Raw genomic sequence first — 22,376 nt, forward strand, 5'->3', positions numbered from 1 at the left:
GCACCTCCCAGCGGTAGCTGGGGGAGGGTGGGCACAACCCGTGCCACCGGCCCGCAGCACGCCAACGAAACCCCAAGGGGCACTCGGGTAGGCGCACCCCTGACAGGGGGGTGTTGCGCGGGACGGTTGGCCCGTGGAGTGGGGACCGTAGGTCCCGCGCTGGGGGGCGTGTCGCCGCACGTCATGGAGCCGACCCCAGCCGACCCGGAGCGGAAGCGGGCCACCGGCGGGACGGGGACGGGGTGGGGTGTCCCCGCAGGTCGAGAAAGTCACCGGCGGAGAGTCGTAAACGAGACCTTCACGCCGAGGAGACACCCCACCCCGGCACCGGACACCCCGCACCCACGCGCCCATAACCCCAACAGGCACCCAGAATCACGCGGCGCCAGCCGCGAACTACAGGTCCATAGGCCGCGCCGTAGCCACCGGCCAGGCAGCCGAACACGGCGCCCCGCCACACGCGCAGCACCCCCGTGACGCGGCACAAAAACCAGCGCGGGACCCTACAGTGCGCACCACACCGGCCAACCGTCCCGCGTAACACCCCCGACGAACCGGCAACCCCCCGTTTCCTTCCGCACCCCGCGAAGGGGAGCCGCACCCCGCGAAGGGGAGCCGCACCCCGCGAAGGGTGAGGCTCACAGATGGGTTCCCTACGATGGGCCGGTGACGACCAGTGACACCGCGGCGGACGTCGAGCGCGAGGCCCCCTCGGACAGCCTGCCCACGTGGCAGTCCCGACTGCGCCGCTTCGGATACGTGGGCCACCCCCGCCCCGGCACGCGGCATCGCCTCGTGCCCCCCTTCCCGTCCCCTGACGTGCGGCTAGGCGCGCTCTTCGGGTTCTCACCGGTCGTCGCGGCCCGCCTCGCGCGGTGGTCCGCCTGGGGCGGCCCGGTGTTGATCGCGCTCGTCGCCGGGCTGCTGCGCTTCTGGCGGCTGGGTTCACCCCACGCGGTGATATTCGATGAGACGTACTACGCCAAGGACGCGTGGTCCCTCCTCCAGTACGGGTACGAGGGCACCTGGCCCGAGAACGCCAACGACAAGATCCTGGGCGACCCGTCCCGTATCCCGCTGTCGCCGGACGGCTCGTACGTCGTGCACCCGCCCGTCGGGAAGTGGATGATCGCGTTCGGCGAGTGGATGTTCGGCCTGGACCCGTTCGGCTGGCGCTTCATGACGGCGCTGCTCGGCACCCTGTCGGTGCTGATGCTGTGCCGGATCGGGCGGCGGCTGTTCCGTTCGACCGCGCTCGGCTGCCTCGCGGGCGGCCTGATGGCCGTCGACGGGCTGCACTTCGTGATGAGCCGCACGGCGCTGCTCGACCTGGTGCTGATGTTCTGGGTGCTGGCGGCCTTCGGCTGTCTGCTGATCGACAGGGACAGAACCCGCGCGCGCTTGGCCCGCGCGCTCCCGGAGGCCGAGCCACCGGGGGGCGCACCGCCTTCCGGTGAGGCCCCGCGCGAGGTGCGCCCCGATCCCGACGTCGGCGACCGGTTCTCGCTCGGCCTGCGCCCCTGGCGGCTGGCCGCCGGGCTCTGCCTGGGCCTGGGCCTCGCCACCAAGTGGAACGGCCTCTACATCCTGGCCGCCTTCGGCATCCTCACCGTCCTGTGGGACATGGGATCGCGCCGCACGGCGGGCGCCTCGCGCCCGTTCCTCGCGGCCGTGCGCAAGGACGCGCTGCCCGCGTTCCTCTCGCTCGTCGTCGTGTCGGTCTGCACCTACGTGGTGTCGTGGTCGGGCTGGTTCGCGACCAAGGGCGGCTACTTTCGGGACTGGGCCGACGAGCAGGGCGCGGCCGGGCCCTGGGGCTGGCTCCCCGGACCGCTGCGCAGCCTGTGGCACTACGAGTCCGAGGTGTACGACTTCCACGTCGGCCTCACCTCGGGGCACACGTACCAGTCCAACCCGTGGAGCTGGCTCGTCCTGGGCCGTCCCGTCTCGTACTTCTACGAGTCGCCCAAGGCGGGCAAGGACGGCTGCACGGACGTGGCCGAGGGCTGCGCCCGTGAAGTGCTGGCCCTGGGGACACCGTTGCTGTGGTGGGCGGGGTGCCTCGCGGTGCTGTACGTGCTCTACCGCTGGCTCTTCCGGCGCGACTGGCGCGCGGGCGCGATCCTGTGCGGAATCGCCGCGGGCTACCTCCCCTGGTTCATGTACCAGGAGCGGACGATCTTCCTCTTCTACGCGGTCGTCTTCCTGCCGTTCATCTGCCTGGCGCTGGCCATGACGATCGGTGCGCTCGCCGGACCGCCGGGCGTGAGCGACCGCAGACGCACGGTCGGCATCGTCGGCTCGGGTGTGCTGGTGCTGCTCATCATCTGGAACTTCATCTATTTTTGGCCGATCTACACGGGCCAGACGATCCCCATGGACGCCTGGCGTAACCGCATGTGGTTCGACACCTGGATCTGAGCAGGGGAAGGTGGGGGCACACGAGTCGCAAGTAGTCTTCATCCGAAACGAACTTGATCTAGATCCCTTCTGGAACTGATCGGTCCGGAAACGACGTCTGTGACTTCGGTTCCACTCCGGGCCCGAAACCCCCGGATCCGGTGAATCCTCGAATCCACATCCCCGCGATATGCCGCCGAACGGGCATACCGGGGCACGTTCGGTAACGCGCGTGCTCTAGGGTGCCTCGGACAGGTCCTTGGTCGCGTTGGCTGAGGCGGGGTGGAGGGGCAGATTCTCAGATGCGTGACAGTCAGAAGATGGCGGTGATCGGCGGCGTGGCCGCCGCGATCGTCGGCGCTACCGGCTTCGGCGTTTACGCCCTCGTCGGCAGCGACGACAAGAGCGGTGGCGGCGGCGAAGGCAGCGTCTCCGCGGACGGCAAGCCGGGCGGGGAGGTCAAGACCGGCCCGCCCAGCAGCGCCGAAGTGCGGACGACCGCCGAGAAGTTCCTGAAGGCGTGGGCCGTCGGCAACACCAAGTCCGCCGCACAGCTCACCGACGACAAGATCGAGGCGGCGAAGGACCTGGGCGACTTCCGTAAGGAAGGCCACGTCGCGAAGCTCGGGCTCACCCCTGGCACCGCCTCCGGCAGCAAGGTGCCGTTCGATCTCGCGGCCAAGATCTCCTACAAGCAGGAGAAGACCTCACTGGCCTACACCTCCGCGCTGGAGGTCGTACGTGACAAGAAGACCGGCGCGGCCGTGGTCGACTGGAAGCCCGCGGTGATCCACCCGCAGCTCCAGGAGGGCCAGTCCATCAAGACCGGTGAGGCGGGCACCCCGCCCATCGAGGCCGTGGACCGCAACGGCGCCGCGCTCACCAAGGAGGAGCACCCCGGCCTCGCCGACGTGCTCGACGACCTTCGCAAGCGCTTCGGCGACAAGACGGACGGCAAGGCGGGCATCGAGACCCGCTTCGTCGACTCCAAGGGCAAGGACACCGGCACCACCCTGCGCACCCTGTCCAAGGGCACGCCCGGTGAGCTGAAGACCACCCTCGACAAGAAGGCGCTGGAAGCGGCCGAGAGCGCGGTCAAGGGCAAGAGCAAGGCGTCCGTCGTCGCGGTCAAGCCCAGCACCGGCGAGATCCTGGCCGTGGCCAACTCCCCGGCCAAGGGCTTCAACACCGCGCTGCGCGGCTCGCTGGCACCCGGCTCCACGATGAAGGTCGTGACCACGGCGATGCTGCTCGACAAGGGCCTCGCCTCGCCGAACAAGGCGCACCCGTGCCCGAAGTACGCGTCGTACGGCGGCTGGAAGTTCCAGAACCTCGACAAGTTCGAGATCAAGGGCGGCACCTTCGCGCAGAGCTTCGCCCGCTCCTGCAACACCGCCTTCATCACCCAGGCCGAGAAGCTGGAGAACTCCGACCAGGCCAAGGAGGCCCGCGAGATCTTCGGCATCGGTCTCACCTGGGAGGTCGGCACCGGCACCTTCGACGGCAGCGTGCCCGTCCAGTCCGGCACCCAGATGGCCGCCTCGCTGATCGGCCAGGGCGCCGTCCGCATGAACCCGCTGACGATGGCGTCGGTCTCCGCGACGGTGAAGGAAGGCTCCTTCAAGCAGCCGGTGATCGTCTCCCCGTCGCTGGACGACCGCAAGCTCGCCAAGGCGTCCCGCACCATGAAGCCGCAGGTCCTCAGCGATCTGCGCTCCCTCATGAAGCTCACCGCCACCAGCGGCACCGCGGCCAGCGCGCTGTCCGGGCTCAGTGGCGACGTCGGCGGCAAGACCGGCTCGGCCGAGGTCGACGGCCAGAAGAAGCCCAACGCCTGGTTCACCGCCTACCGCGACGACATGGCCGCCGCGGCCGTCGTCCCGGAGTCGGGCCACGGCGGCACCAACGCGGGGCCCGTCGTCCGCAAGGTCCTGGAGGCCGCGGGCGAGTAGACCCCTCGCGGCGGGGCCCCACGGCCCCCTCCGCCTCGTTCCGCCACCTCACGCGCGTGGCCCGGTGCAGCACCGACCGGGCCACGCGCGGCTGTGTGCGGGGCGGAGAGGGCCGTCGGGCGGCGGGGGCGGGCGGAAACTGCGTCGCCCGGCGCCGCGAGCGGCGGATACGGTCGGATACATGACCATGCCATCTTCCGCGCACCCGCGCTTCGCCGCCGCCCTGTCCGAGCTGGGCCTCACGGACGTGGAGATCCGCGCGTTCCCCGACGCGACGAGAACGGCGGCGCAGGCGGCCGAGGCCATCGGCTGCGAGCTGAGCCAGATCGTCAAGTCGCTGATCTTCGTGGCCGACGGTGAGCCCGTCCTCGTCCTCATGGACGGCGCCTCGCGCGTGGACGTCGAGCGGGTACGGGCCGAACTGGGCGCCGAGACCGTGCGCCGCGCCGACGCGGACCTCGTGCGCGAGGCGACGGGGTACGCCATCGGCGGCGTACCGCCCTTCGGCCACCTCACCGCGATGCGGGTGCTCGCCGACCGCGGGCTGCTCGTCCACACCGTCGTCTGGGCGGCGGCGGGCACCCCGCACACCGTCTTCGCGCTCGGTCCGACGGACCTGATCGCTCACGCGGGCGGCTCCCTCGCCGACGTACGTGAGCAGCCCGCCGGCGCCGCTCGATGACCCCGCTGGTCGTCGCCGCGGTGCTCCTGGCCGCCGTGGCGCACGCTAGCTGGAATGCGCTAGCGCATGGCATACGGGACCAGCTTGTCGCCTTCACCCTCGTCGGCGGCGGGGGAGCGGTGTGCGGGGCCGTACTCGCCTGCTTCGCGCCCGTACCGGCCGCGGCGGCCTGGCCCCCGCTGCTCGTGTCCGTGGCGCTGCACGTGGTCTACCAGTTGCTGCTGATGCGGTCGTTCGGGCTCGGCGACTTCGGGCAGATGTACCCGATCGCGCGCGGCACCGCGCCGCTCGTCGTGACCGTCCTCGCGGCCGTCTTCCTGCACGAGCTGCCAGACGCGTGGCAGCTCGCGGGGGTCGCGGTGGCCTCCGCGGGGCTTGTCGGCGTCGCGCTGTGGGGGATACGGGGTTCCTCCAAGGGCGGTTCCGGGGGCGGGGCGCAGTGGCCCGCGCTGACCGCCGCGGTGGCGACGGGGCTGGCGATCGCGGCGTACACCGTGGTCGACGGCGTGGGCGTACGGGCCTCAGGATCCGCGCTCGGCTACATCTCCTGGCTCATGATCCTGGAGGGCCTCGCGATCCCCGCCTGGGCGCTGGCCACGCGCCGCCGCGCGCTCGTGGAGCAGCTTCGGCCCGTCGCCGGGCGCGGGCTGGTGGGCGGGGCGTTGTCCGTGGCCGCGTACGGGTTGGTGTTGTGGGCGCAGACGAGGGCGCCGCTGGCGCCTGTCGCGGCGCTGCGGGAGTCCTCGATCATCGCCGGCGCGGCGATCGGCGCCGTCTTCTTCAAGGAACGCTTCGGCGCCCCACGCATCGCGGCGTCCGTCCTCATGGTGGGCGGCATAGCGCTGATGCTGCACTAGCCCCTTCGCGGGGTGCGGGTCCCCTTCGCGGGGTGCGGAAGGAAACGGGGGGTGCCCGTTCGTCGGGGGTGTTGCGCGGGACGGTTTGCCGGTGTGGTGCGCACTGTAGGGTCCCGCGCTGATTTTTGTGCCGCGGCACGGGGTGGGGTGGCGGTTCGCCGTTTTTCGGGTGCGGGCCGGTGGCTTCGGCGCGGCGTGTGGTTGCGGTGCGATGCGGCTGGCGCCGCGTGGTTCTTGGTTTCGGCCGGTGGCCGTGTGGGGTTGCTGTGTGGTGGGGGTCGGTGCCGTGGTGGGGTGTCTCCTCGGCGTGAAGGTCTCGTTTTTGGCTTTCGGTCGGTGACTTGCTCGTCCTGCGGGGACACCCCACCGCACCACCTCCCACCCGGTGGCCACCCTCCGGCCCGCTCCCACTGTTGTGGGCAGGCGTTCCGCATGGCGGAACAGGTGGGCACAACCCCACCACCGGGCCGCAGCCGCGCAACGAAACCCCAAGGGGTACCCGGGCTGCGCCCCCTGCGAAGCGGGCACCGGAGGGTCCCGCGCTGATTTCGCACCCCGTGAAGGGGTGAGCCCTCATGGGGCCCCGGGGACCCGGAGCGGTCGGGGGAGGGGGCAGGGGTGACTACCCTGGAGGGCTGACCGGTTCCCGTACAGGAGTGAGATGGCTGTCAACCTCGTCAATTTGGAAGCCGTAGGCAAGGTGTACGGCACGCGTGCCCTTCTCGACCGCGTCTCGCTCGGCGTCAGCGAGGGAGACAGGGTCGGCGTCGTCGGCCGCAACGGGGACGGCAAGACCACCCTCATCCGCATCCTCTCCAAGCTGGAGACCGCCGACGACGGCCGCGTCACACACTCGGGCGGCCTCCGCCTCGGCGTGCTGACGCAGCACGACTCCCTCGACCCGGAAGCCACCGTCCGCCACGAGGTCCTCGGCGACATGGCGGACCACGAGTGGGCGGGCAACGCCAAGATCCGCGACGTGCTCACGGGCCTCTTCGGCGGGCTGGAGATGCCCGGGTTCCCACAGGGGCTCGACACCGTGATCGGCCCGCTGTCCGGCGGCGAGCGCCGCCGCATCGCGCTCGCGCAGCTCCTGATCGCCGAGCAGGATCTGATCGTCCTGGACGAGCCCACCAACCACCTCGACGTGGAGGGCATCGCCTGGCTCGCGGGCCACCTGCGCACCCGCCGCTCCGCGCTCGTGTGCGTGACGCACGATCGCTGGTTCCTGGACCAGGTGTGCACGCGGATGTGGGACGTGCAGCGCGGCGCGGTGCACGAGTACGAGGGCGGCTACTCCGACTACGTCTTCGCGCGCGCCGAGCGCGAACGCATCGCCGCGCAGGAGGAGAGCAAGCGGCAGAACCTGATGCGCAAGGAGCTGGCCTGGCTGCGGCGCGGCGCCCCTGCCCGTACGAGCAAGCCCCGCTTCCGCATCGAGGCCGCGAACGCGCTGATCGAGAACGAGCCGCCGCCGCGCGACAGGGCTGAGCTGATGAAGTTCGCCAACTCGCGGCTGGGCAAGTCCGTCTTCGACCTGGAGGACGTGACCGTGCAGGCCGGTCCGAAGGTGCTGCTCAAGCATCTGACCTGGCAGCTCGGTCCTGGCGACCGCATCGGCCTCGTCGGCGTGAACGGCGCGGGCAAGTCGTCGCTGCTGCGTGCGCTGGAGGATGTCGCGCGCAGCGGGGGCGAGCAGCAGTCGCCGCTGGTCACGGGCGGGCGGATCAAGGTCGGCAGGACGGTGAAGCTGGCGTACCTCTCGCAGGAGGTGGCCGAGCTGAACCCGGCCTGGCGGGTGCTGGAGGCCGTCGAGAGCGTCCGTTCGCGGGTGGATCTGGGCAAGGGCCGCGAGATGACCGCCTCGCAGTTGTGCGAGCGCTTCGGGTTCGTCAAGGAGAAGCAGTGGACTCCTGTGGGTGATCTGTCGGGCGGCGAGCGGCGCCGCCTCCAGATCCTGCGGCTGCTGATGGACGAGCCGAATGTGCTCTTCCTCGACGAGCCGACGAACGACCTGGACATCGAGACCCTGACCCAGCTCGAGGACCTGCTCGACGAGTGGCCGGGCTCGCTGGTGGTCATCTCCCACGACCGGTTCTTCATCGAGCGGACCACCGACCGCGTGCACGCGCTGCTGGGCGACGGCACGCTGCGGATGCTGCCGCGCGGCATCGACGAGTACCTGGAGCGGCGCGAGCGCATCCGCAACGCGTCCGCCGCCTCCGCCCCGGCCCCGGCCCCCTCCGCCGCGTCGGCGCAGTCGCAGGCCCCGGCGTCGGGCGCTTCGAGCCCGTCGGCGCTGTCCCGTGCCGCGCAGAAGGAGATGCAGCGCATCGAGCGCCAACTCGCGCGCATCGAGGAGCAGCAGGCCGGGCTGCACGCGGAAATGGCCGAGCACGCGACGGACTTCGAGCGGGTCGCGGGTCTGGACGCGAAGCTGAGGGAGCTGTCGGGGCAGCACGAGGAGCTGGAGACGCGCTGGCTGGAACTCGCCGAGGGCGCGTAGCGGGCACGTACAGGGCACGTAGCGGACGTCCGGAGGCGACGGGGAGGAAGCGGCGCACACCGTCCCGTACCGGGCACGGGCCCGGCCGCTTTCTCATAACGACGGCGTTCCGGGCCGGTCTCGTCCCGCGGACAGGGGCGGGAACCGGCCCTTCGGTTGTCGGTGTCCGGTGATAGAAAGAGTCTCCGCTCAGTAGTCAACCGCTGGCGGACTAGATGTCCGATGCGCTCGGCCCTAACGGGGGGTTGAGGGGCAGGGTGTCCGGTCTGTCCGTTAACGAGGGATTGTCATGTCGCAGCCGCCTCCGCCGCCCCACCAGCCGCCGTCGGGCGGCTTCGGCGGGCAGCAGGATCCGCCGGGGCAGGGCCAGGGCCAGGGTCAGCCGTCGTACGGCTATCCCCAGCAGCCGCCCCCGCCCGGCCAGCCGCCGCAGCCCCCGCAGGGCCCGCCGCAGGGCGGTGGCGTCCATGACGCGCCGACGATGCTCGGGCCGCAGGACCCGTCCCCCAAGTCCCCGCAGTCCCCCCAGAACCAGCCCCAGCAGCCGCCCCAGCCGCCTCCGCCCCCGGGTCAGCCCCCGCAGGGCCCGCCGCAGCCGCAGGGCGGTTACGGCGCCCCGCAGCAGCCAGGGCCGCCGTCCCAGGGCGGCTACGGCTACCCGCAGCAGGGCGGCGCGTACGGCTATCCGCAGCAGGGCCCCGGCGGTTACGGCGCGCCCGCCCCGCCCGGTCCCCCCGGCCCCTACGGGCAGCCCGGTCAGCCGGGACAGCCGGGACAGCCGGGCCAGCCGCCGTTCGGGCAGGGCGGTCCGGGCATGTACCCGACGATGCCCCCCGGTTCGGCCCCGGGCGGCCCCGGCGGCGGGGGCAACGGCAAGGTCGTCGCCATCGTGGCGGCCGTCGTCGCGCTGGTGCTCGTGGCGGGCGTCGGCGGCTTCTTCCTGCTGAGCGGTGACGACGGCGGGAGCGACGACGAGGCCAAGGGCGGCGGCGGCTCCTCGCAGGGCACGGAGGGCGGGAGCAACAAGCCCGCCAGTGTGGACGGCAAGGAGCTGTTCAAGATTCAGTCGCCCACCATCACCGACGACGATCCGGTGAGCGTCGTCGGCGCCTGGGCCACCGAGAAGACCTTCGCCAAGAGCACGGTGAACGGGATCATCGGCGTCAACGCCGCGAGCGGCAAGAAGGCGTGGGAGATCCCGCTGGACGGCGAGGTGTGCGCGTCCTCCCGGCACGTCACCGAGTCCGGCAAGACCGCCGTCGTCTTCGGCGAGACCAAGTCCTCGGACGCCGCGTGCAGCCAGATCGCGGTCATCGACCTGGACAAGGGCAAGAAGGACTGGCAGGAGAAGATGCCGAACGCGGACGACGCGTCCACCCTCGGCATCAACATGACCATCAGCCAGGACGTCGTGGCCGCGAAGTGGCTCGGCGGCTCCGTGGCGTACAAGATCTCCGGCGGCAGCCCTCTCTGGAAGGCCCAGCCGACGGGCGACTGCAAGGACGAGGGCTTCGCGGGCGGCGAGGAGTTGCTGGCGGTCGTCTCCTGCGGCGGCTACGACAACCCGCAGATGAAGGTCCAGAAGCTCAACCCGACCACGGGCAAGTCGAAGTGGGAGTTCGAGGCGCCGCGCGGCGTCGAGAGCATCTCGGTGATCTCCACCGATCCGGTCGTCCTGGCCGTCGGCGCGGGCGAGACCACGACGACCGACGTGATGACGGTCGGCGAGGACGCCAAGCTGAAGGCGAAGATCTCCACCGGGGAGCGCAAGTACGACCCCGGTTGCAGCACGGAGGTCGAGTCCTGCGCCACCTCGGCGGCTGACGACAAGTACGTCTACCTGCCCACCGAGGAGCACCAGGGCGATTCGGACTACGGCCGCACGAACGAGATCATGGCCTTCGACTTCAACACCGGCAAGCCGAAGTGGAAGTCCCCCGCGGGCGAGAAGCGCTCGATCGTCCCGGTCCGCATGGACGGCGACAAGCTGATCGCCTACAAGAAGCCCACCTACGACTCGGGCGGCCAGGTCGTCGCCGTCGATCCGGCGAAGCAGGGCAAGCAGGAGCTGTATCTCCGCAATCCCGACGATTCCGCCGAGGCCGAGAACAACTTCGCGGGTATCACGATGCGTGAGCCTCCCATCTTCGTGGGCGGGCGGCTGTTCCTCCAGCAGACGCTGATCTCCAAGGACAGCACCGACAGTTACGCGAAATACCTGGCGATCGGTTTCGGCAGCTGACGTCGCCCTAGCGGATACGTAGCGCATCCCTGGCGCGGCCCCGGCGTATCCGAGCCACCGCTTTTCCGCCTTCCGGGGCACACGATCGGCCCGTCGACACACCGTCGGCGGGCCATCGCTGTGTGTTGACGGGCCCTTCTGCTCCGTAAGGGGCGCGGAATGGCGGGGGAGCGTGTAGCTTCCCGAAACAGGAAAAGGGCTGGGCCTGGGGGTGGACCCTGTCCCTTGGGGATTGTGGGGGGTAGGTCAATGAGCGTGCGGCTCATGGTGGTCGACGACCACAGACTGCTCGCCGAGGCCCTCGCCTCGGCTTTGAAACTGCGCGGCCACCGCGTACTCGCGGCGGCGGCGCCGAGCGCGGGCGCCGCCGATCTGGTGGTGAGCCGGGCGCCCGAAGTGTGCCTGCTGGGCACCGCCATGCCCGCGGAACCGGGGGTCTTCGACCCCGTCGTGCGGATCAAGAGGGAGAAGCCGCAGATAGCGGTCGTCGTACTGGGCCCCGTCCCCAGCCCGCGCGGGATCGCCTCCGCCTTCGCGGCGGGGGCGTCCGGCTATGTGCGCCACGACGAGCGGATCGAGGGCGTCGAGCGGGCCATGATGAAGGCACGGGCCGGGGAGGCGGCCGTGGCGCCGCAGTTGCTCCAGGACTCCTTCGCCGAGCTGCTGAACCCGGCGGCGGAGCCGGACGACGAGGGGGCGCGGCTGTTGCAGTTGCTCACGCCGCGCGAGGTCGAGGTGCTGGTGCGGGTCGCGGAGGGCGAGGACACCCGGCTGATCGCGGTCGGCATGGGGATCGCGCCCAGCACGGCGCGGACGCATGTGCAGCGGGTGCTGATGAAGCTGGGGGTGGGCTCGCGGCTCGAAGCGGCGGCGCTGGCGGCCCGTACGGGGCTGCTGGACCGCGCGGCGCGCCCCGTCAACCGCGTCCCGGCACCGGCCCCGGGCCAGACACCGGGCCAGGCGCCGGGTCAGGCCCAGGACGAGGCGGCGTCCTCGTCGGGGGAGTGAGGGACCGGCCCGGGGAGTGACGGGCAGTGAGACGTGCCGTGCGGGGAGCCCGGCCGCGATGACGCGCCGGACTCCCCGCAGGGGTCAGTCCTCCTTCGCGGCTCCGGTCCCGTCCGCGGCCTCAGCGTTCTCCGCGGACGGCGGCGGGATCGTCGGGCTCAGCCTCAGCCAGACGAGGAAGAAGACGCCGAGCGCCAGCATGCCCAGGCCCGTCCACAGGTTGATGTTGATGTCCTGGGCCTTCTTGATGTCCGCGTCCGACGCGAAGATCCCCGCGATGGTGACGATCACCCCGTAGACCACGAACAGGCCGCCGATGATGCGGCGTACGTCGAAGAGCCTGGCCGCGGTCTGGGACCGCCTCTCCAGCTCCTCGACCTCCTGCGCGACGGCCGAGGGGTCGCCCGCCGGAACGGTGGTGCCCTCCGGGCGGTTGGTGCTGTTCTCGCTCATGGTGGATCAGTGTCCTTCGCGGTTCAGAAGGAGAAGGGGATGTAGCAGACGGCTGCCAGGATGATCGCGCCCCAGCCCAGCAGTGCCGGCTTCCGGTACCAGGCGTCGTCGCCCTCGGCGGGCGGCTCCTCCAGGCCCGGCGAGACGGTGCCGTAGACGAGGCCCTGGAGCTGTTCCACGGGCTTCGGCTTGGTGACGAGGGTGACGATGACCATCACGACGGCGCCGACGACGAAGGCGACGATCGAGGAGACGAAGTTCGCGCCCTGCTCGCTGGGGATGTCGATGACGCCCTGCTTGTAGAGCCAGAAGTAGTTGATCATCGCGGCGACCGTACCGGAGAGCAGCCCCCAGAACCCGGCAGCGGGCGTCGTCTTCTTCCAGAACATGCCGATGATGAAGACCACGAACAGCGGCACGTTGAAGAAGGAGAACAGCGTCTGGAGGTAGTTCATGATGTTGCTGAAGGACGAGGCGATGAACGCGGTGCCCATCCCGATCAGCACGCCGACCACGGTGACCCAGCGGGCCGTCTTCACGTAGTGCTCGTCGGGCTGGCCCTTCTTGAAGTACGCGGCCCAGATGTCGTTGGTGAACACGGTGTTGAACGAGGAGATGTTCGCCGCCATGCCCGCCATGAACGCGGCCAGCAGACCCGTGACCGCGATGCCCAGCACGCCGTTCGGCAGCAGGTCGCGCATCAGCACCGGGATCGCGTCGTTGTAGGTGAGCCCGCTGCCCGGCTTGCCCAGTGACGGCTCCATGACGAGCGCGATCAGGCCGGGGATGACGACGACGGCCGGGATCAGGATCTTGGGGAACGCGGCGATGAGCGGGGTGCGCTTGGCCGCGGAGGCGTTCTTGGCGGACAGTGCGCGCTGCACCTCGGCGAAGTTGGTGGTCCAGTAGCCGAAGCTCATCACGAAGCCGAGGCCGAGCACGATGGTCAGCCAGTTGGCGCCGAGCGGGTTGGCCGAGCCGATGCCCGTGCCCTCCCACGCCGTCATGAACGAGCCGCCGTGCGACCCCGTGAGGGAGTCGGTGAGCCCGTCCCAGCCGCCGACGCGCTTGAGGCCGACGATGGTCAGCGGGATCAGGGCCGCGAGGATCACGAAGAACTGGAGCACCTCGGTGTAGATGGCCGAGGAGAGCCCGCCGAGCGTGATGTACGCGAGGACGAAGAAACCCGCGATGACGATGGCCACCCACTCCGGCCAGCCGAGCAGCGCCTCCAGCACGATCGCCATCGCGTAGAGGTTGACGCCCGCGATCAGCACGGCGGAGACCGCGAAGATGATCGAGCTGAGGAGGTGCGATGAGGGCCCGAAGCGGTGCAGCAGGAACTCGGGGACCGAGCGGACCTTGGAGCCGTAGTAGAACGGCATCATGACCAGGCCGAGGAAGACCATGGCCGGGATGGCGCCGACCCAGTACCAGTGCACGGTGTAGACGCCGTACTGGGCGCCGTTGGCGGCCATGCCCAGGATCTCCGTCGCGCCGAGGTTGGCCGCGACGAAGGCGAGGCCGGTGATCCACGCGGGAAGGGACCGGCCGGAGAGGAAGAAGTCCAGGCTCGTCTTCACACTGCGGCGGGCCGCGAAGCCGATGCCGAGGACGACGACGAAGTAGATGCCCAGAAGTGTGTAGTCGAGTCCGTTGGTGGGGAGCCGAAGCCCTTCGGCAAGGTATTGCATGGATCTCTCGCTTCATTGCGCGATCGGAACGGACGTGAAGCTACTCGCCGAAGGTCCGCTTATGAAGGGTTACGCTGCTGCAATTTGTTTGATTGTGATGCATGTGACGAGCGTCGCATGGTATTTATCCTCAATGTCCCTTCTGCGGCGTGAAAATTCGCAGGCTCGCGCCAGGCTGTTGGTCTGTGATTCCTTGTGTGCGATTATGTTGGGGCGACAGAGGGTGAGGAGCCTGTACGTGAAGAAGACCTCCAACCGGCTCGCCGACGGCCGGGAGATCGTCTACTACGACGCCCGCGACGACGCCGTGCGCGACGCCGTGGACCAGCGCCCCCTGCCGTCGACGTCCACCGCATCCGAGATCCGCTACGACCCGCTGCTCTCCGAGTGGACCGCCGTCACCGCGCACCGCCAGGCCCGCACGTATCACCCGCCCGCCGACGAGTGCCCCCTCTGCCCCTCACGCGACGGACGGCTCAGCGAGATCCCCGAACCCGACTACGACGTCGCCGTCTTCGAGAACCGCTTCCCCTCCTTCGCCGGAGAGCCCGGCCCCGAGACCGCCGAGGGCGCGCACGGCCTGTTCCGGCACGGCGCGGGCGCCGGGCGCTGCGAGGTCGTCTGCTTCACCTCGGACCACCACGCCTCCTTCGCCTCGCTCGGCGAGGACCAGGCCCGCCTCGTCCTGGACGCGTGGACGGACCGCACCGCCGAGCTGTTCCAGCACCCCGGCGTCGAGCAGGTCTTCTGCTTCGAGAACCGGGGCGAGGAGATCGGCGTCACCCTCCAGCACCCGCACGGCCAGATCTACGCCTACCCCTTCGTCACCCCGCGCACCGAGCGGATGCTGCGCTCGGCCGCCGCGTACGCGGAGCGCCACGAGGGCCGCAACCTCTTCGACGACCTCGTGGCCGACGAACTGGCCGACGGGCGGCGCGTCGTCGCCGAGACCCCCACCTGGGTGGCCTTCGTGCCCTACGCCGCGCACTGGCCGTACGAGGTGCACCTCTACCCGAAGCGGCGCGTGCCCGACCTGCTCGCGCTGGGCGAGGCGGAGCGCACAGAGTTTCCACAGATCTATCTGGAAGTGTTGCGCAGGTTCGACCGGATCTTCGGTCCCGACGAGCCGCCGACCCCGTACATCGCCGCCTGGCACCAGGCGCCGCTGACGGCCGACGGGCGTGCGGACTTCGCGCTCCATCTCGAGCTTTTCACCATCCGCCGCACTTCCGGCAAGCTGAAGTTCCTCGCGGGTTCCGAATCCGGCATGAACGTGTTCATCAACGATGTGCCGCCCGAGACCGCGGCCCAGCGACTGCGAGAGGTAGCGGCGAGTGAGTAAGTACCTGGTGACGGGTGGAGCGGGATACGTCGGCGGCGTGGTCGCCGCGCACCTTCTGGAGGCCGGGCACACGGTCACCGTCCTCGACGACCTCTCGACGGGCTTCCGCGCCGGGGTGCCCGAGGGCGCCGAGTTCGTGGAGGGCCGCATCCAGGATGCGGCACGCTGGCTCGACGCCTCCTACGACGGCGTGCTCCACTTCGCGGCCCACTCGCAGGTCGGCGAGTCCGTCGTGGACCCGGACAAGTACTGGCGCAACAACGTCGGCGGCACCATCGAGCTGCTCGCCGCCATGCGCGAGGCGGGCGTGCGCAAGCTTGTCTTCTCCTCGACGGCCGCGACGTACGGCGAGCCCGAGGACTCCCCCATCAGGGAGGACGCGCCCACCGCGCCGACCAACCCGTACGGCGCCTCCAAGCTCGCCGTCGACCACATGATCACCGGCGAGGCCCACGCCCACGGGCTGGCCGCCGCCTCGCTGCGCTACTTCAACGTCGCGGGCGCGTATGCGACCGGCGACGGCGTCGCCTACGGCGAGCGCCACGACCCCGAGTCGCACCTCATCCCGCTGGTGCTCCAGGTCGCGCAGGGCCGCCGCGAGGCCATCTCCGTCTTCGGCGACGACTACCCGACGCCCGACGGCACCTGCGTCCGCGACTACATCCACGTCGCCGACCTCGCCGAGGCCCACCTGCTGGCCATGGCCGCGATGCACAAGGGCTCCGAGGGTTCGGAGGGTTCCGCGGGTTCCGCGGGCTCCGGGGACGGCAAGGACGGCATCGCCCCGGGCGAGCACCTCATCTGCAACCTGGGCAACGGCAACGGCTTCTCCGTCCGCGAGGTCATCGAGACCGTGCGCGAGGTGACGGGCCACCCCGTCCCCGAGGTGGCCGCGCCGCGCAGGGGCGGCGACCCTGCCGTGCTGGTCGCCTCGGCGGAGCGGGCGAGGGAACGGCTCGGCTGGCGGCCCTCGCGGGCCGGCCTGGCGGGGATCGTCGAGGACGCGTGGCAATTCGCACAGAGGGCGGGGTCGTGATGAGCGGTACGGGCGGTACGAGCGGTACCGGTGTGGCGGGCGTGGCGGAGGCCCAGGACGGCTTCCGCGAGGTGTACGGCGCGGAGCCCGACGGCGTGTGGACCGCGCCCGGCCGCGTCAACCTCATCGGTGAACACACCGACTACAACGACGGCTTCGTGATGCCCCTCGCGCTGCCCCACACCTGCCGCGTCGCGGCGTCCCGGCGCGACGACGGGGTGCTGCGCCTGTACTCGGCCGACGCCTCAGGGGACGTCGTCCAACTGCGCGCCGACGAGCTGGCCCCCCAGGGCGCCACAGGCGACCGTGGCGGCTGGGCCGCCTACCCGGCGGGCGTCGTATGGGCGCTGCGTGCGGCCGGGCACGACGTGGGCGGCGCCGACCTGCACTTCCACAGCACCGTACCGACCGGCGCCGGACTCTCCTCCTCCGCGGCGCTGGAGGTCTCGACGGCGGTGGCGCTGAACGACCTGTACGGGCTCGGCCTGAGCCCCGAGGACGTGGCCAGGCTGTGCCAGCGCGCGGAGAACGACTTCGTCGGCGTCCCCTGCGGGATCATGGACCAGATGGCCTCCGCCTGCTGCACCGCGGGCAACGCCCTCTACCTCGACACCCGCGACCTCACCCAGCGCCAGGTCCCCTTCGACCTGGCAGCGCAGGGCCTGCGGCTGCTGGTCGTCGACACCCGCGTCAAGCACGAGCTGGGCGACGGCGAGTACGCCAAGCGCCGCGCCGGGTGCGAGGCGGGCGCGCGGGCGCTGGGCGTCCCGGCGCTGCGCGATGTCGCGTACGGGGAACTGGACGCGGCGCTGGCCCGCGTCGAGGACCCCGCGGTGCGCCCGCTGGTGCGGCACATCGTCACCGAGAACGAGCGGGTCCAGGAGACCATCCGGCTGCTCGACGCGGGCGAGACCCGCGCCATCGGCCCCGTGCTGACGGCCGGACACGCCTCGCTGCGCGACGACTTCGAGATCTCCTGCGCGGAGCTGGACCTGGTCGTGGACACCGCGAACGCGTCGGGTGCCGTCGGTGCCCGGATGACGGGCGGCGGCTTCGGCGGCTCCGCGATCGTGCTGGTGGAGGAGGCCGCGGCCGAGAAGGTCACCGAGGCGGTCCTGGCGGCGTTCGCCGCCGCGGGCCACCGCGCGCCGCGCGTCTTCGACGCGGTCCCGGGCGAGGGCGCGCGCCGGGCCGCCTGACCGGTACGGGCCGTCCGACGGTTCGAGCCGTCCGGCCGGAACGTCCCCAGCCTGTGGACAGTGAACGGCGTCCGCGCCGACGCGCAAGGGGGCGCTTTCCGCCCGGCAATTGCTTTCCGCCGACAGGGGCCGCGGAAAGCAATTGCCGGACAGATATGCGACGGGTTTTTCCGTCGCGTGACCAGACACGTGACGGATACGTGACCAGAAATTTCCGGCGTTCCGGCGCTTTCCGCCGTTCCTCTCGCGTCCTCTCGCGACGGTCAGAGCTTCTTGACCAGAAGGTGGTCCGTGCAGCCGGGCGGATAGTCCTCCACCACGCCGACAATCGCGTAACCGAGCTTCTGGTAGAAATCCGGCGCCTGGAAGCCCCACGTCTCGACACGGGAATGAGCGCATCCGTACCGTTCGCGCGCCAGCGCCTCCGCTTCCGCCATGAGCCGCGAACCGAGCCCCTGACCGCGGTGGCGCTCGTCCACCCACAACAGGTCGACGTGGAGCCAGTGGCCCCACGCGTATCCGACGAGACCGCCCGCCACTTCTCCGCTCTCCCCGTTCTCCCCGGTGAGGGCGAAGAGCTGGACGGGTTCCTCCTCGTCCGCCGGAGTGCCACGCAGCGCGCGCATCACAGGAGAGAGGACGGAATTGGTCGCGTCGAGCCGCTCCTCGATCAGTTGGCGGCGCTGCTGATCGACTGCTGTCTCAATCCGGAACACATGTCTCACTTTAAACGGGTGCGGCAAGCAGTTTTGTCAATCCGCTTCCGTTGTCAGAACCCGGCCGTACTCTGAGTCTGATGCACGGTATCGGTGGGGGCCGGTACCGATCAGGGGGCGAGACAGCCGGGTACGGCGCCCGGGGCGGGGAAGCGGCTACACACGGCGGCGGCCGTGCGGCTGCGCCTATTCCTCGTGCCGGGCGCCGTACCCGCACTGCCAGGGGGTGCCATGCAACGTATCCGTGTGCTGGTGGTCGACGATCACCGCATTTTCGCCGAGTCCTTGGCCGCGGCGCTCGCGGCCGAGCAGGACGTCGAGGTCGCCGCGGCGGGCAGCGGCCCCGCCGCTCTGCGCTGCCTGGAACGCGGAGTGGCGGAGGGCCGCCGCTTTGACGTGGTGCTGGTCGACGCCGATCTCGGAGCCCCCATGAGCGGGGGCAACGGAGAGGTGGCGGCGGCCCTTTCGGGCGACGGCTCCGCCACGGAGAACGCCGTCGGGGGGATACCGCTCGTCAGCCGCGTCCGTGCCGACTACCCACAGCTCAGGTCCGTCGTCCTCGCCGAGCGCGACGATCCGCGGCACGCCGCGGCGGCGCTCCAGGCGGGCGCGGGCGGCTGGGTCGCCAAGGACTGTTCCCTCTCGCGGCTGCTCCAGGTCATCCGGGGCGTGCTCAAGGACGAGACGCATCTGTCCCCAGGACTGCTGACCGGCGTGCTGAGAGAGCTGACGGCCACGCGCAAGCACCGCACGGAGAGCGAGCGGCTCGTCGAGTCGCTGACGCCGCGCGAGCGGGAGGTGCTGCGCTGCATGGTCGCGGGGCTGGGCCGCAAGGCCGTGGCGGAGCGGCTGTATCTCTCCCCGCACACCGTGCGCACCCACATGCAGAACGTGCTGGGCAAGCTCGGCGTCCACTCCACGCTGGCCGCCGTGGCGCTGGCCCGCCGCGCCGGGGTAGGGCCCGTCGAACTGGAACCGGCGCCCGCGCGCTGAGCGTCGCGGGTCCGCGTCGGGTCGTCAGGTGTCGGGTCGTCAGGTGAGGACGGCGACCCCGCGCGGGGGCAGGGTGACGTGTGCTTCCGCCGTGCCCCCAGGCTTCAGCAGATCCCGCATGGGCCGGGGCAGGGCCGCGCGGGCCGGTGCCGTGCCGTGGTTGAGGAGGAAGAGGAAGCGGGTGCCGTCGTCCGCCTCCCGGACCGTGGCCTGGACCCCGTCGGGCAGCCCGGGAAGCACGGGCCCGACGCCCGCCCCCTCGCGCACCGTGTCCAGCAGCGCCCGCGTCGCCAGCGCCTCCAGCCGCGTCCCGACGTACCACGCGACGCCCTCGCCGTAGCCGTGCCGGGTCACGGCCGGAACGCCGTCCAGCTCGCCCCCGTCGAAGCGGGCCACGGCCTCGGCGCCCTCCAGCCGTACGGCCTCGGACCACAGATCGCCCCTGGCCTCCCGGATCGGACCCTTTTCACGGCCTGTCCCGCCGCGCACGGTCACCGTCGCGCCCTCGGCCAGCGGCCAGAACTCCTCGACGGTCAGCCCCAGCACCTCCCGCAGCGGCGCCGGATAGCCGCCGAGATGGACGCGGTCGCAGTCGTCGACGATGCCGGAGAAGAAGGACACCAGCAGATGCCCGCCGTCGCGCACGTACGCCGTCAGCCGGGCGGCCGTCTCCTCGCTCAGGAGATAGAGGCTGGGCACGATCACCAGCCGGTAACCGGACAGCTCACGGTCCGGCGGCACGACGTCGCAGGGCACGTTCGCCTCGAACAGCGGCCTGTGATGGGCGAGGAAGCGCTCCGTGTGGCTCAGCGCGGTGGAGGGGTGCGAGTCCAGCTCCAGCGCCCACCAGCTGTTCCAGTCCTGGACGAGCGCGGTCCCGGGCGGCGCCACCCTGCTGCCCGCGAGCTGCGGCACGGAGGCCAGTTCGCGGCCCAGCGCGGCCACCTCGCGAAAGACGCGGGTGCCGGTGCCGCCGTGCGGAACCATCGCGGAGTGGAACTTCTCGGCGCCCCCGCGCGACTGCCGCCACTGGAAGTACAGCACCGCGTCCGCGCCCTGCGCCACGGCCTGCCACGACCACAGCCGCATGGCACCCGGCGGCTTGGGGCCGTTGCGCGGACGCCAGTTGACGGCGCTCGGCGCCTGCTCCAGCAGCATCCACGGCGCGCCGCGCCCGGCCGAGCGCATCAGATCGAAGGCGAGCGCGGCGCCGAGATGCGTCTCCGGGTCGTGCGGGTCCTGGTAGAAGTCCAGCGACACGACGTCCTCGTGGGCGGCCCACGCGAACTGGTCGACCGGCTTGTGGTGCGGCATGAAGTTGGTGGTGACGGGAACGCCGGGCGTGACGCGGCCGAGCACCACCCGCTCGGCCAGATGGCAGGCGAGCAGCGCGTCGCTGCTGAAGCGGTGGAAGTCCAGTTGCTGCGCCGGGTTGGGGAAGGTGGGGGCCGCGCGGGGCGGCAGCACCTCCTCGAAACCGGAGTACGCCTGGGACCAGAAGGCCGTCGACCACGCCTCGTTGAGCGCGTCCACCGTGCCGTAGCGCTCGCGCAGCCAGCGGCGGAAGTCGTCGGCGGAGACATCGCAGTAGCACTGGCGGGTATGGCAGCCGTACTCGTTGCCGACGTGCCACATCGACAGCGCCGGATGGTCCGCGTAGCGGGCGGCGAGCCGCTCGACGAGGCGCACGGCGTGTGCGCGGTAGACGGGGCTGGAGGGGCAGTAGTGCTGCCGTGAACCGGGGTGGAGAAGGCGGCCCTCGGCGGTGACGGGAAGGATCTCCGGATGCCGGTGGGACAACCACGGCGGCGGCGAGGCGGTCATGGTGGCCAGACACACCTCGACCCCCGCGTCGGCCAGGTTCCCCATGACGCGGTCGAACCAGCCGAAGTCCCACTCGCCCGGACGGGGTTCGGCACGGGCCCACGAGAAGATCCCGGCGGTCACCATGGTCACCCCAGCCTCCTTCATCAGCCGCACATCCTCGGCCCACACCTCCTCCGGCCACTGCTCCGGGTTGTAGTCGCCGCCGAAGTGGACGCGGTGCGGTGTGAACGCGGGCACGGGAACCTCCAACGGGGTGGGGGCGGATCGTCGGGTCAGGCCGAGGTCTTGTAGACGCTCCAGCCGCCGTCCACGACCAGGCTGGTGCCGGTCACATAGGACGCGTCGTCAGAGAGCAGGAACGCGATGCTCGCGGCGACCTCCTCAGGCCGCCCGTGCCGCCCCGCGACCGTCTGCTCCACGGTGCGCCGCCTGTCCTCCTCGCCGACGCCCTCCCAGGCACGGGTGAGGATGGGCCCTGGCAGCACGCTGTTGACGCGGACCTGTGGCCCGTAGTCCACGGCGAGCTGACGGCCGAGCCCGGTGAGCCCCGCCTTGGTCGCGGCGTACGCGGGACGCTCCGGCAGCCCGACCAGGGCGTGCACGGACGACGTCAGCACGACCGCTCCCCGCGTCTCCCGCAGATCCCCGAGACACGCCCGCACCCCGAGGAACGCGCCGGTCAGGTTGACGCCCAACTGGCCCTCCCAGTCCGAGAGCGACAGCGCGTCGGCGGTGCCGGGGCGCATGAGGGCCGCGTTGCTGACGAGGCCGCTGACGGGGCCGAAGCCCTGGCGCGCCGTGCGGACGGCGCGGGCCCAGGCGGGTTCGTCGGTGACGTCGCCCAGCACGAACGCTGCGCGGGCGCCGGACGCGGTGATCTCACGGGCCGTTCGGTGGCCGCCCTCCTCCTCGTTGTCGAGGATGACGACGGCGGCCCCCTCGTCCGCGAGCCGATGCGCTGTGGCGGCACCGATACCCGCGCCGCCTCCCGTGACGATGACGGTGCGGCCGGTGAAGCGGCCGGTGTTGTGGGATGCGGTTCGCTGTGCGGGGGCGCCCATGTGCGGATGCTAGTCCCCTTCGCGGGGGGCGGAAGGAAACGCGGGGTTCCCGCTTCACGGGGGTGTTGCGCGGGACGGTTGGCCGGTGTGGTGCGCACTGTAGGGTCCCGCGCTGATTTTTGCGCCGCAGCACGGTGCGCTGCGCTGGGCGGGGCGCCGTGCTGCGGGTGCGGGCCGGTGGCTTCGGCGCGGCGTATGGACCTGTAGTTCGCGGCTGGCGCCGCGTGATTCCGGGTTTCGACCGTGGTTGTGGGTGTGTGGGTGGGGGGTGTCCGGTGCCGGGGTGGGGTGTCTCCTCGGCGTGAAGGTCTCGTTGTCGGCTTTACGCCGGTGACTTTCTCGACCTGCGGGGACACCCCACCCCGTCCCCGTCCCGCCGGTGACCCGCTGCTCCTCCGGGTGGGCTGA

Annotated in this window: 16 protein-coding genes; 11 read left to right on the forward strand and 5 right to left on the reverse strand. The window is 71.1% G+C overall.

Going from position 1 to position 22,376, the window contains the following annotated elements:
- Window positions 1-666: 666 nt before the first annotated feature.
- From ACYVOO_RS35670 to ACYVOO_RS35700, 7 genes are all read left to right on the forward strand, one after another.
- Window positions 667-2,421 carry a dolichyl-phosphate-mannose--protein mannosyltransferase gene (locus ACYVOO_RS35670; protein WP_461019879.1) on the forward strand — a complete coding sequence of 585 codons (1,755 nt, stop codon included), beginning with the start codon at window positions 667-669 and terminating at the stop codon, window positions 2,419-2,421.
- Between the two features lie 281 nt (window positions 2,422-2,702).
- Window positions 2,703-4,352, forward strand: coding sequence for a penicillin-binding transpeptidase domain-containing protein (locus ACYVOO_RS35675; protein WP_461019880.1), 1,650 nt, complete (start codon window positions 2,703-2,705; stop codon window positions 4,350-4,352).
- Between the two features lie 181 nt (window positions 4,353-4,533).
- Window positions 4,534-5,034 (forward strand): YbaK/EbsC family protein, encoded by a 501-nt coding sequence (locus ACYVOO_RS35680; protein ID WP_461019881.1) that lies wholly within the window; start codon window positions 4,534-4,536, stop codon window positions 5,032-5,034.
- Window positions 5,031-5,891 (forward strand): EamA family transporter, encoded by an 861-nt coding sequence (locus tag ACYVOO_RS35685; protein WP_461019882.1) that lies wholly within the window; start codon window positions 5,031-5,033, stop codon window positions 5,889-5,891. Before ACYVOO_RS35680 ends, ACYVOO_RS35685 begins: the two co-directional genes overlap by 4 nt.
- 661 nt (window positions 5,892-6,552) lie before the next feature.
- Window positions 6,553-8,397, forward strand: a complete 1,845-nt coding sequence (locus ACYVOO_RS35690) for an ABC-F family ATP-binding cassette domain-containing protein (RefSeq protein ID WP_461019883.1) — start codon at window positions 6,553-6,555, stop codon at window positions 8,395-8,397.
- Between the two features lie 289 nt (window positions 8,398-8,686).
- On the forward strand, window positions 8,687-10,639 hold the full coding sequence (locus ACYVOO_RS35695; RefSeq protein WP_461019884.1) for an outer membrane protein assembly factor BamB family protein: 1,953 nt from the start codon (window positions 8,687-8,689) through the stop codon (window positions 10,637-10,639).
- Window positions 10,640-10,888: 249 nt separating this feature from the next.
- Window positions 10,889-11,647: a LuxR C-terminal-related transcriptional regulator gene (locus tag ACYVOO_RS35700; protein WP_461019885.1), complete on the forward strand. Its 759-nt coding sequence runs from the start codon at window positions 10,889-10,891 to the stop codon at window positions 11,645-11,647.
- Window positions 11,648-11,731: 84 nt separating this feature from the next.
- Here the strand turns inward: ACYVOO_RS35700 and ACYVOO_RS35705 are convergent, their stop codons facing one another.
- Window positions 11,732-12,100: a hypothetical protein gene (locus tag ACYVOO_RS35705; RefSeq protein WP_461019886.1), complete on the reverse strand. Its 369-nt coding sequence runs from the start codon at window positions 12,098-12,100 to the stop codon at window positions 11,732-11,734.
- A gap of 23 nt (window positions 12,101-12,123) precedes the next feature.
- Complete coding sequence (locus ACYVOO_RS35710) at window positions 12,124-13,794, reverse strand: sodium:solute symporter family protein (protein WP_461019887.1); 1,671 nt, start codon at window positions 13,792-13,794, stop codon at window positions 12,124-12,126.
- Between the two features lie 238 nt (window positions 13,795-14,032).
- On the opposite strand from ACYVOO_RS35710, the gene galT reads away from it, so the two are divergent.
- From galT to galK, 3 genes are read left to right on the forward strand one after another with little or no spacing between them, the layout of a single operon-like run.
- Window positions 14,033-15,136, forward strand: a complete 1,104-nt coding sequence (gene galT, locus ACYVOO_RS35715) for a galactose-1-phosphate uridylyltransferase (protein ID WP_461019888.1) — start codon at window positions 14,033-14,035, stop codon at window positions 15,134-15,136.
- The gene (galE, locus tag ACYVOO_RS35720; protein WP_461019889.1) at window positions 15,129-16,172 is read left to right on the forward strand and encodes a UDP-glucose 4-epimerase GalE; all 1,044 of its coding nucleotides are present in this window, start codon (window positions 15,129-15,131) and stop codon (window positions 16,170-16,172) included. Before galT ends, galE begins: the two co-directional genes overlap by 8 nt.
- A complete protein-coding gene (gene galK, locus ACYVOO_RS35725) occupies window positions 16,172-17,371 on the forward strand; it encodes a galactokinase (protein ID WP_461019923.1) in 1,200 nt (399 codons plus the stop codon). Before galE ends, galK begins: the two co-directional genes overlap by 1 nt.
- A 263-nt stretch (window positions 17,372-17,634) precedes the next feature.
- Here galK and ACYVOO_RS35730 read toward each other — a convergent pair whose 3' ends face one another.
- Window positions 17,635-18,087, reverse strand: coding sequence for a GNAT family N-acetyltransferase (locus ACYVOO_RS35730; RefSeq protein ID WP_461019890.1), 453 nt, complete (start codon window positions 18,085-18,087; stop codon window positions 17,635-17,637).
- Window positions 18,088-18,318: 231 nt separating this feature from the next.
- Here ACYVOO_RS35730 and ACYVOO_RS35735 point away from each other — a divergent pair, with 231 nt between their 5' ends.
- Complete coding sequence (locus tag ACYVOO_RS35735; protein WP_453346266.1) at window positions 18,319-19,080, forward strand: response regulator transcription factor; 762 nt, start codon at window positions 18,319-18,321, stop codon at window positions 19,078-19,080.
- 39 nt (window positions 19,081-19,119) lie between these two features.
- Here ACYVOO_RS35735 and ACYVOO_RS35740 read toward each other — a convergent pair whose 3' ends face one another.
- The gene (locus ACYVOO_RS35740; RefSeq protein WP_461019891.1) at window positions 19,120-21,144 is read right to left on the reverse strand and encodes a beta-galactosidase; all 2,025 of its coding nucleotides are present in this window, start codon (window positions 21,142-21,144) and stop codon (window positions 19,120-19,122) included.
- A 35-nt stretch (window positions 21,145-21,179) separates the two neighbouring features.
- Window positions 21,180-21,968, reverse strand: coding sequence for an SDR family NAD(P)-dependent oxidoreductase (locus ACYVOO_RS35745; protein WP_461019892.1), 789 nt, complete (start codon window positions 21,966-21,968; stop codon window positions 21,180-21,182).
- Window positions 21,969-22,376 lie beyond the last annotated feature (408 nt).

It is taken from the genome of Streptomyces daliensis (assembly GCF_054782395.1).

Bases quoted from the DNA above. Each gene is read 5' to 3' on its own strand.
- ACYVOO_RS35685 (WP_461019882.1), top strand. From the start codon at position 5,031: ATGACCCCGCTGGTCGTCGCCGCGGTGCTCCTGGCCGCCGTGGCGCAC.
- galK (WP_461019923.1), top strand. From the start codon at position 16,172: ATGAGCGGTACGGGCGGTACGAGCGGTACCGGTGTGGCGGGCGTGGCG.
- ACYVOO_RS35675 (WP_461019880.1), top strand. From the start codon at position 2,703: ATGCGTGACAGTCAGAAGATGGCGGTGATCGGCGGCGTGGCCGCCGCG.
- ACYVOO_RS35735 (WP_453346266.1), top strand. From the start codon at position 18,319: ATGCAACGTATCCGTGTGCTGGTGGTCGACGATCACCGCATTTTCGCC.
- ACYVOO_RS35695 (WP_461019884.1), top strand. From the start codon at position 8,687: ATGTCGCAGCCGCCTCCGCCGCCCCACCAGCCGCCGTCGGGCGGCTTC.
- ACYVOO_RS35710 (WP_461019887.1), bottom strand. From the start codon at position 13,794: ATGCAATACCTTGCCGAAGGGCTTCGGCTCCCCACCAACGGACTCGAC.
- ACYVOO_RS35745 (WP_461019892.1), bottom strand. From the start codon at position 21,968: ATGGGCGCCCCCGCACAGCGAACCGCATCCCACAACACCGGCCGCTTC.
- ACYVOO_RS35700 (WP_461019885.1), top strand. From the start codon at position 10,889: ATGAGCGTGCGGCTCATGGTGGTCGACGACCACAGACTGCTCGCCGAG.
- ACYVOO_RS35690 (WP_461019883.1), top strand. From the start codon at position 6,553: ATGGCTGTCAACCTCGTCAATTTGGAAGCCGTAGGCAAGGTGTACGGC.
- ACYVOO_RS35680 (WP_461019881.1), top strand. From the start codon at position 4,534: ATGACCATGCCATCTTCCGCGCACCCGCGCTTCGCCGCCGCCCTGTCC.
- ACYVOO_RS35705 (WP_461019886.1), bottom strand. From the start codon at position 12,100: ATGAGCGAGAACAGCACCAACCGCCCGGAGGGCACCACCGTTCCGGCG.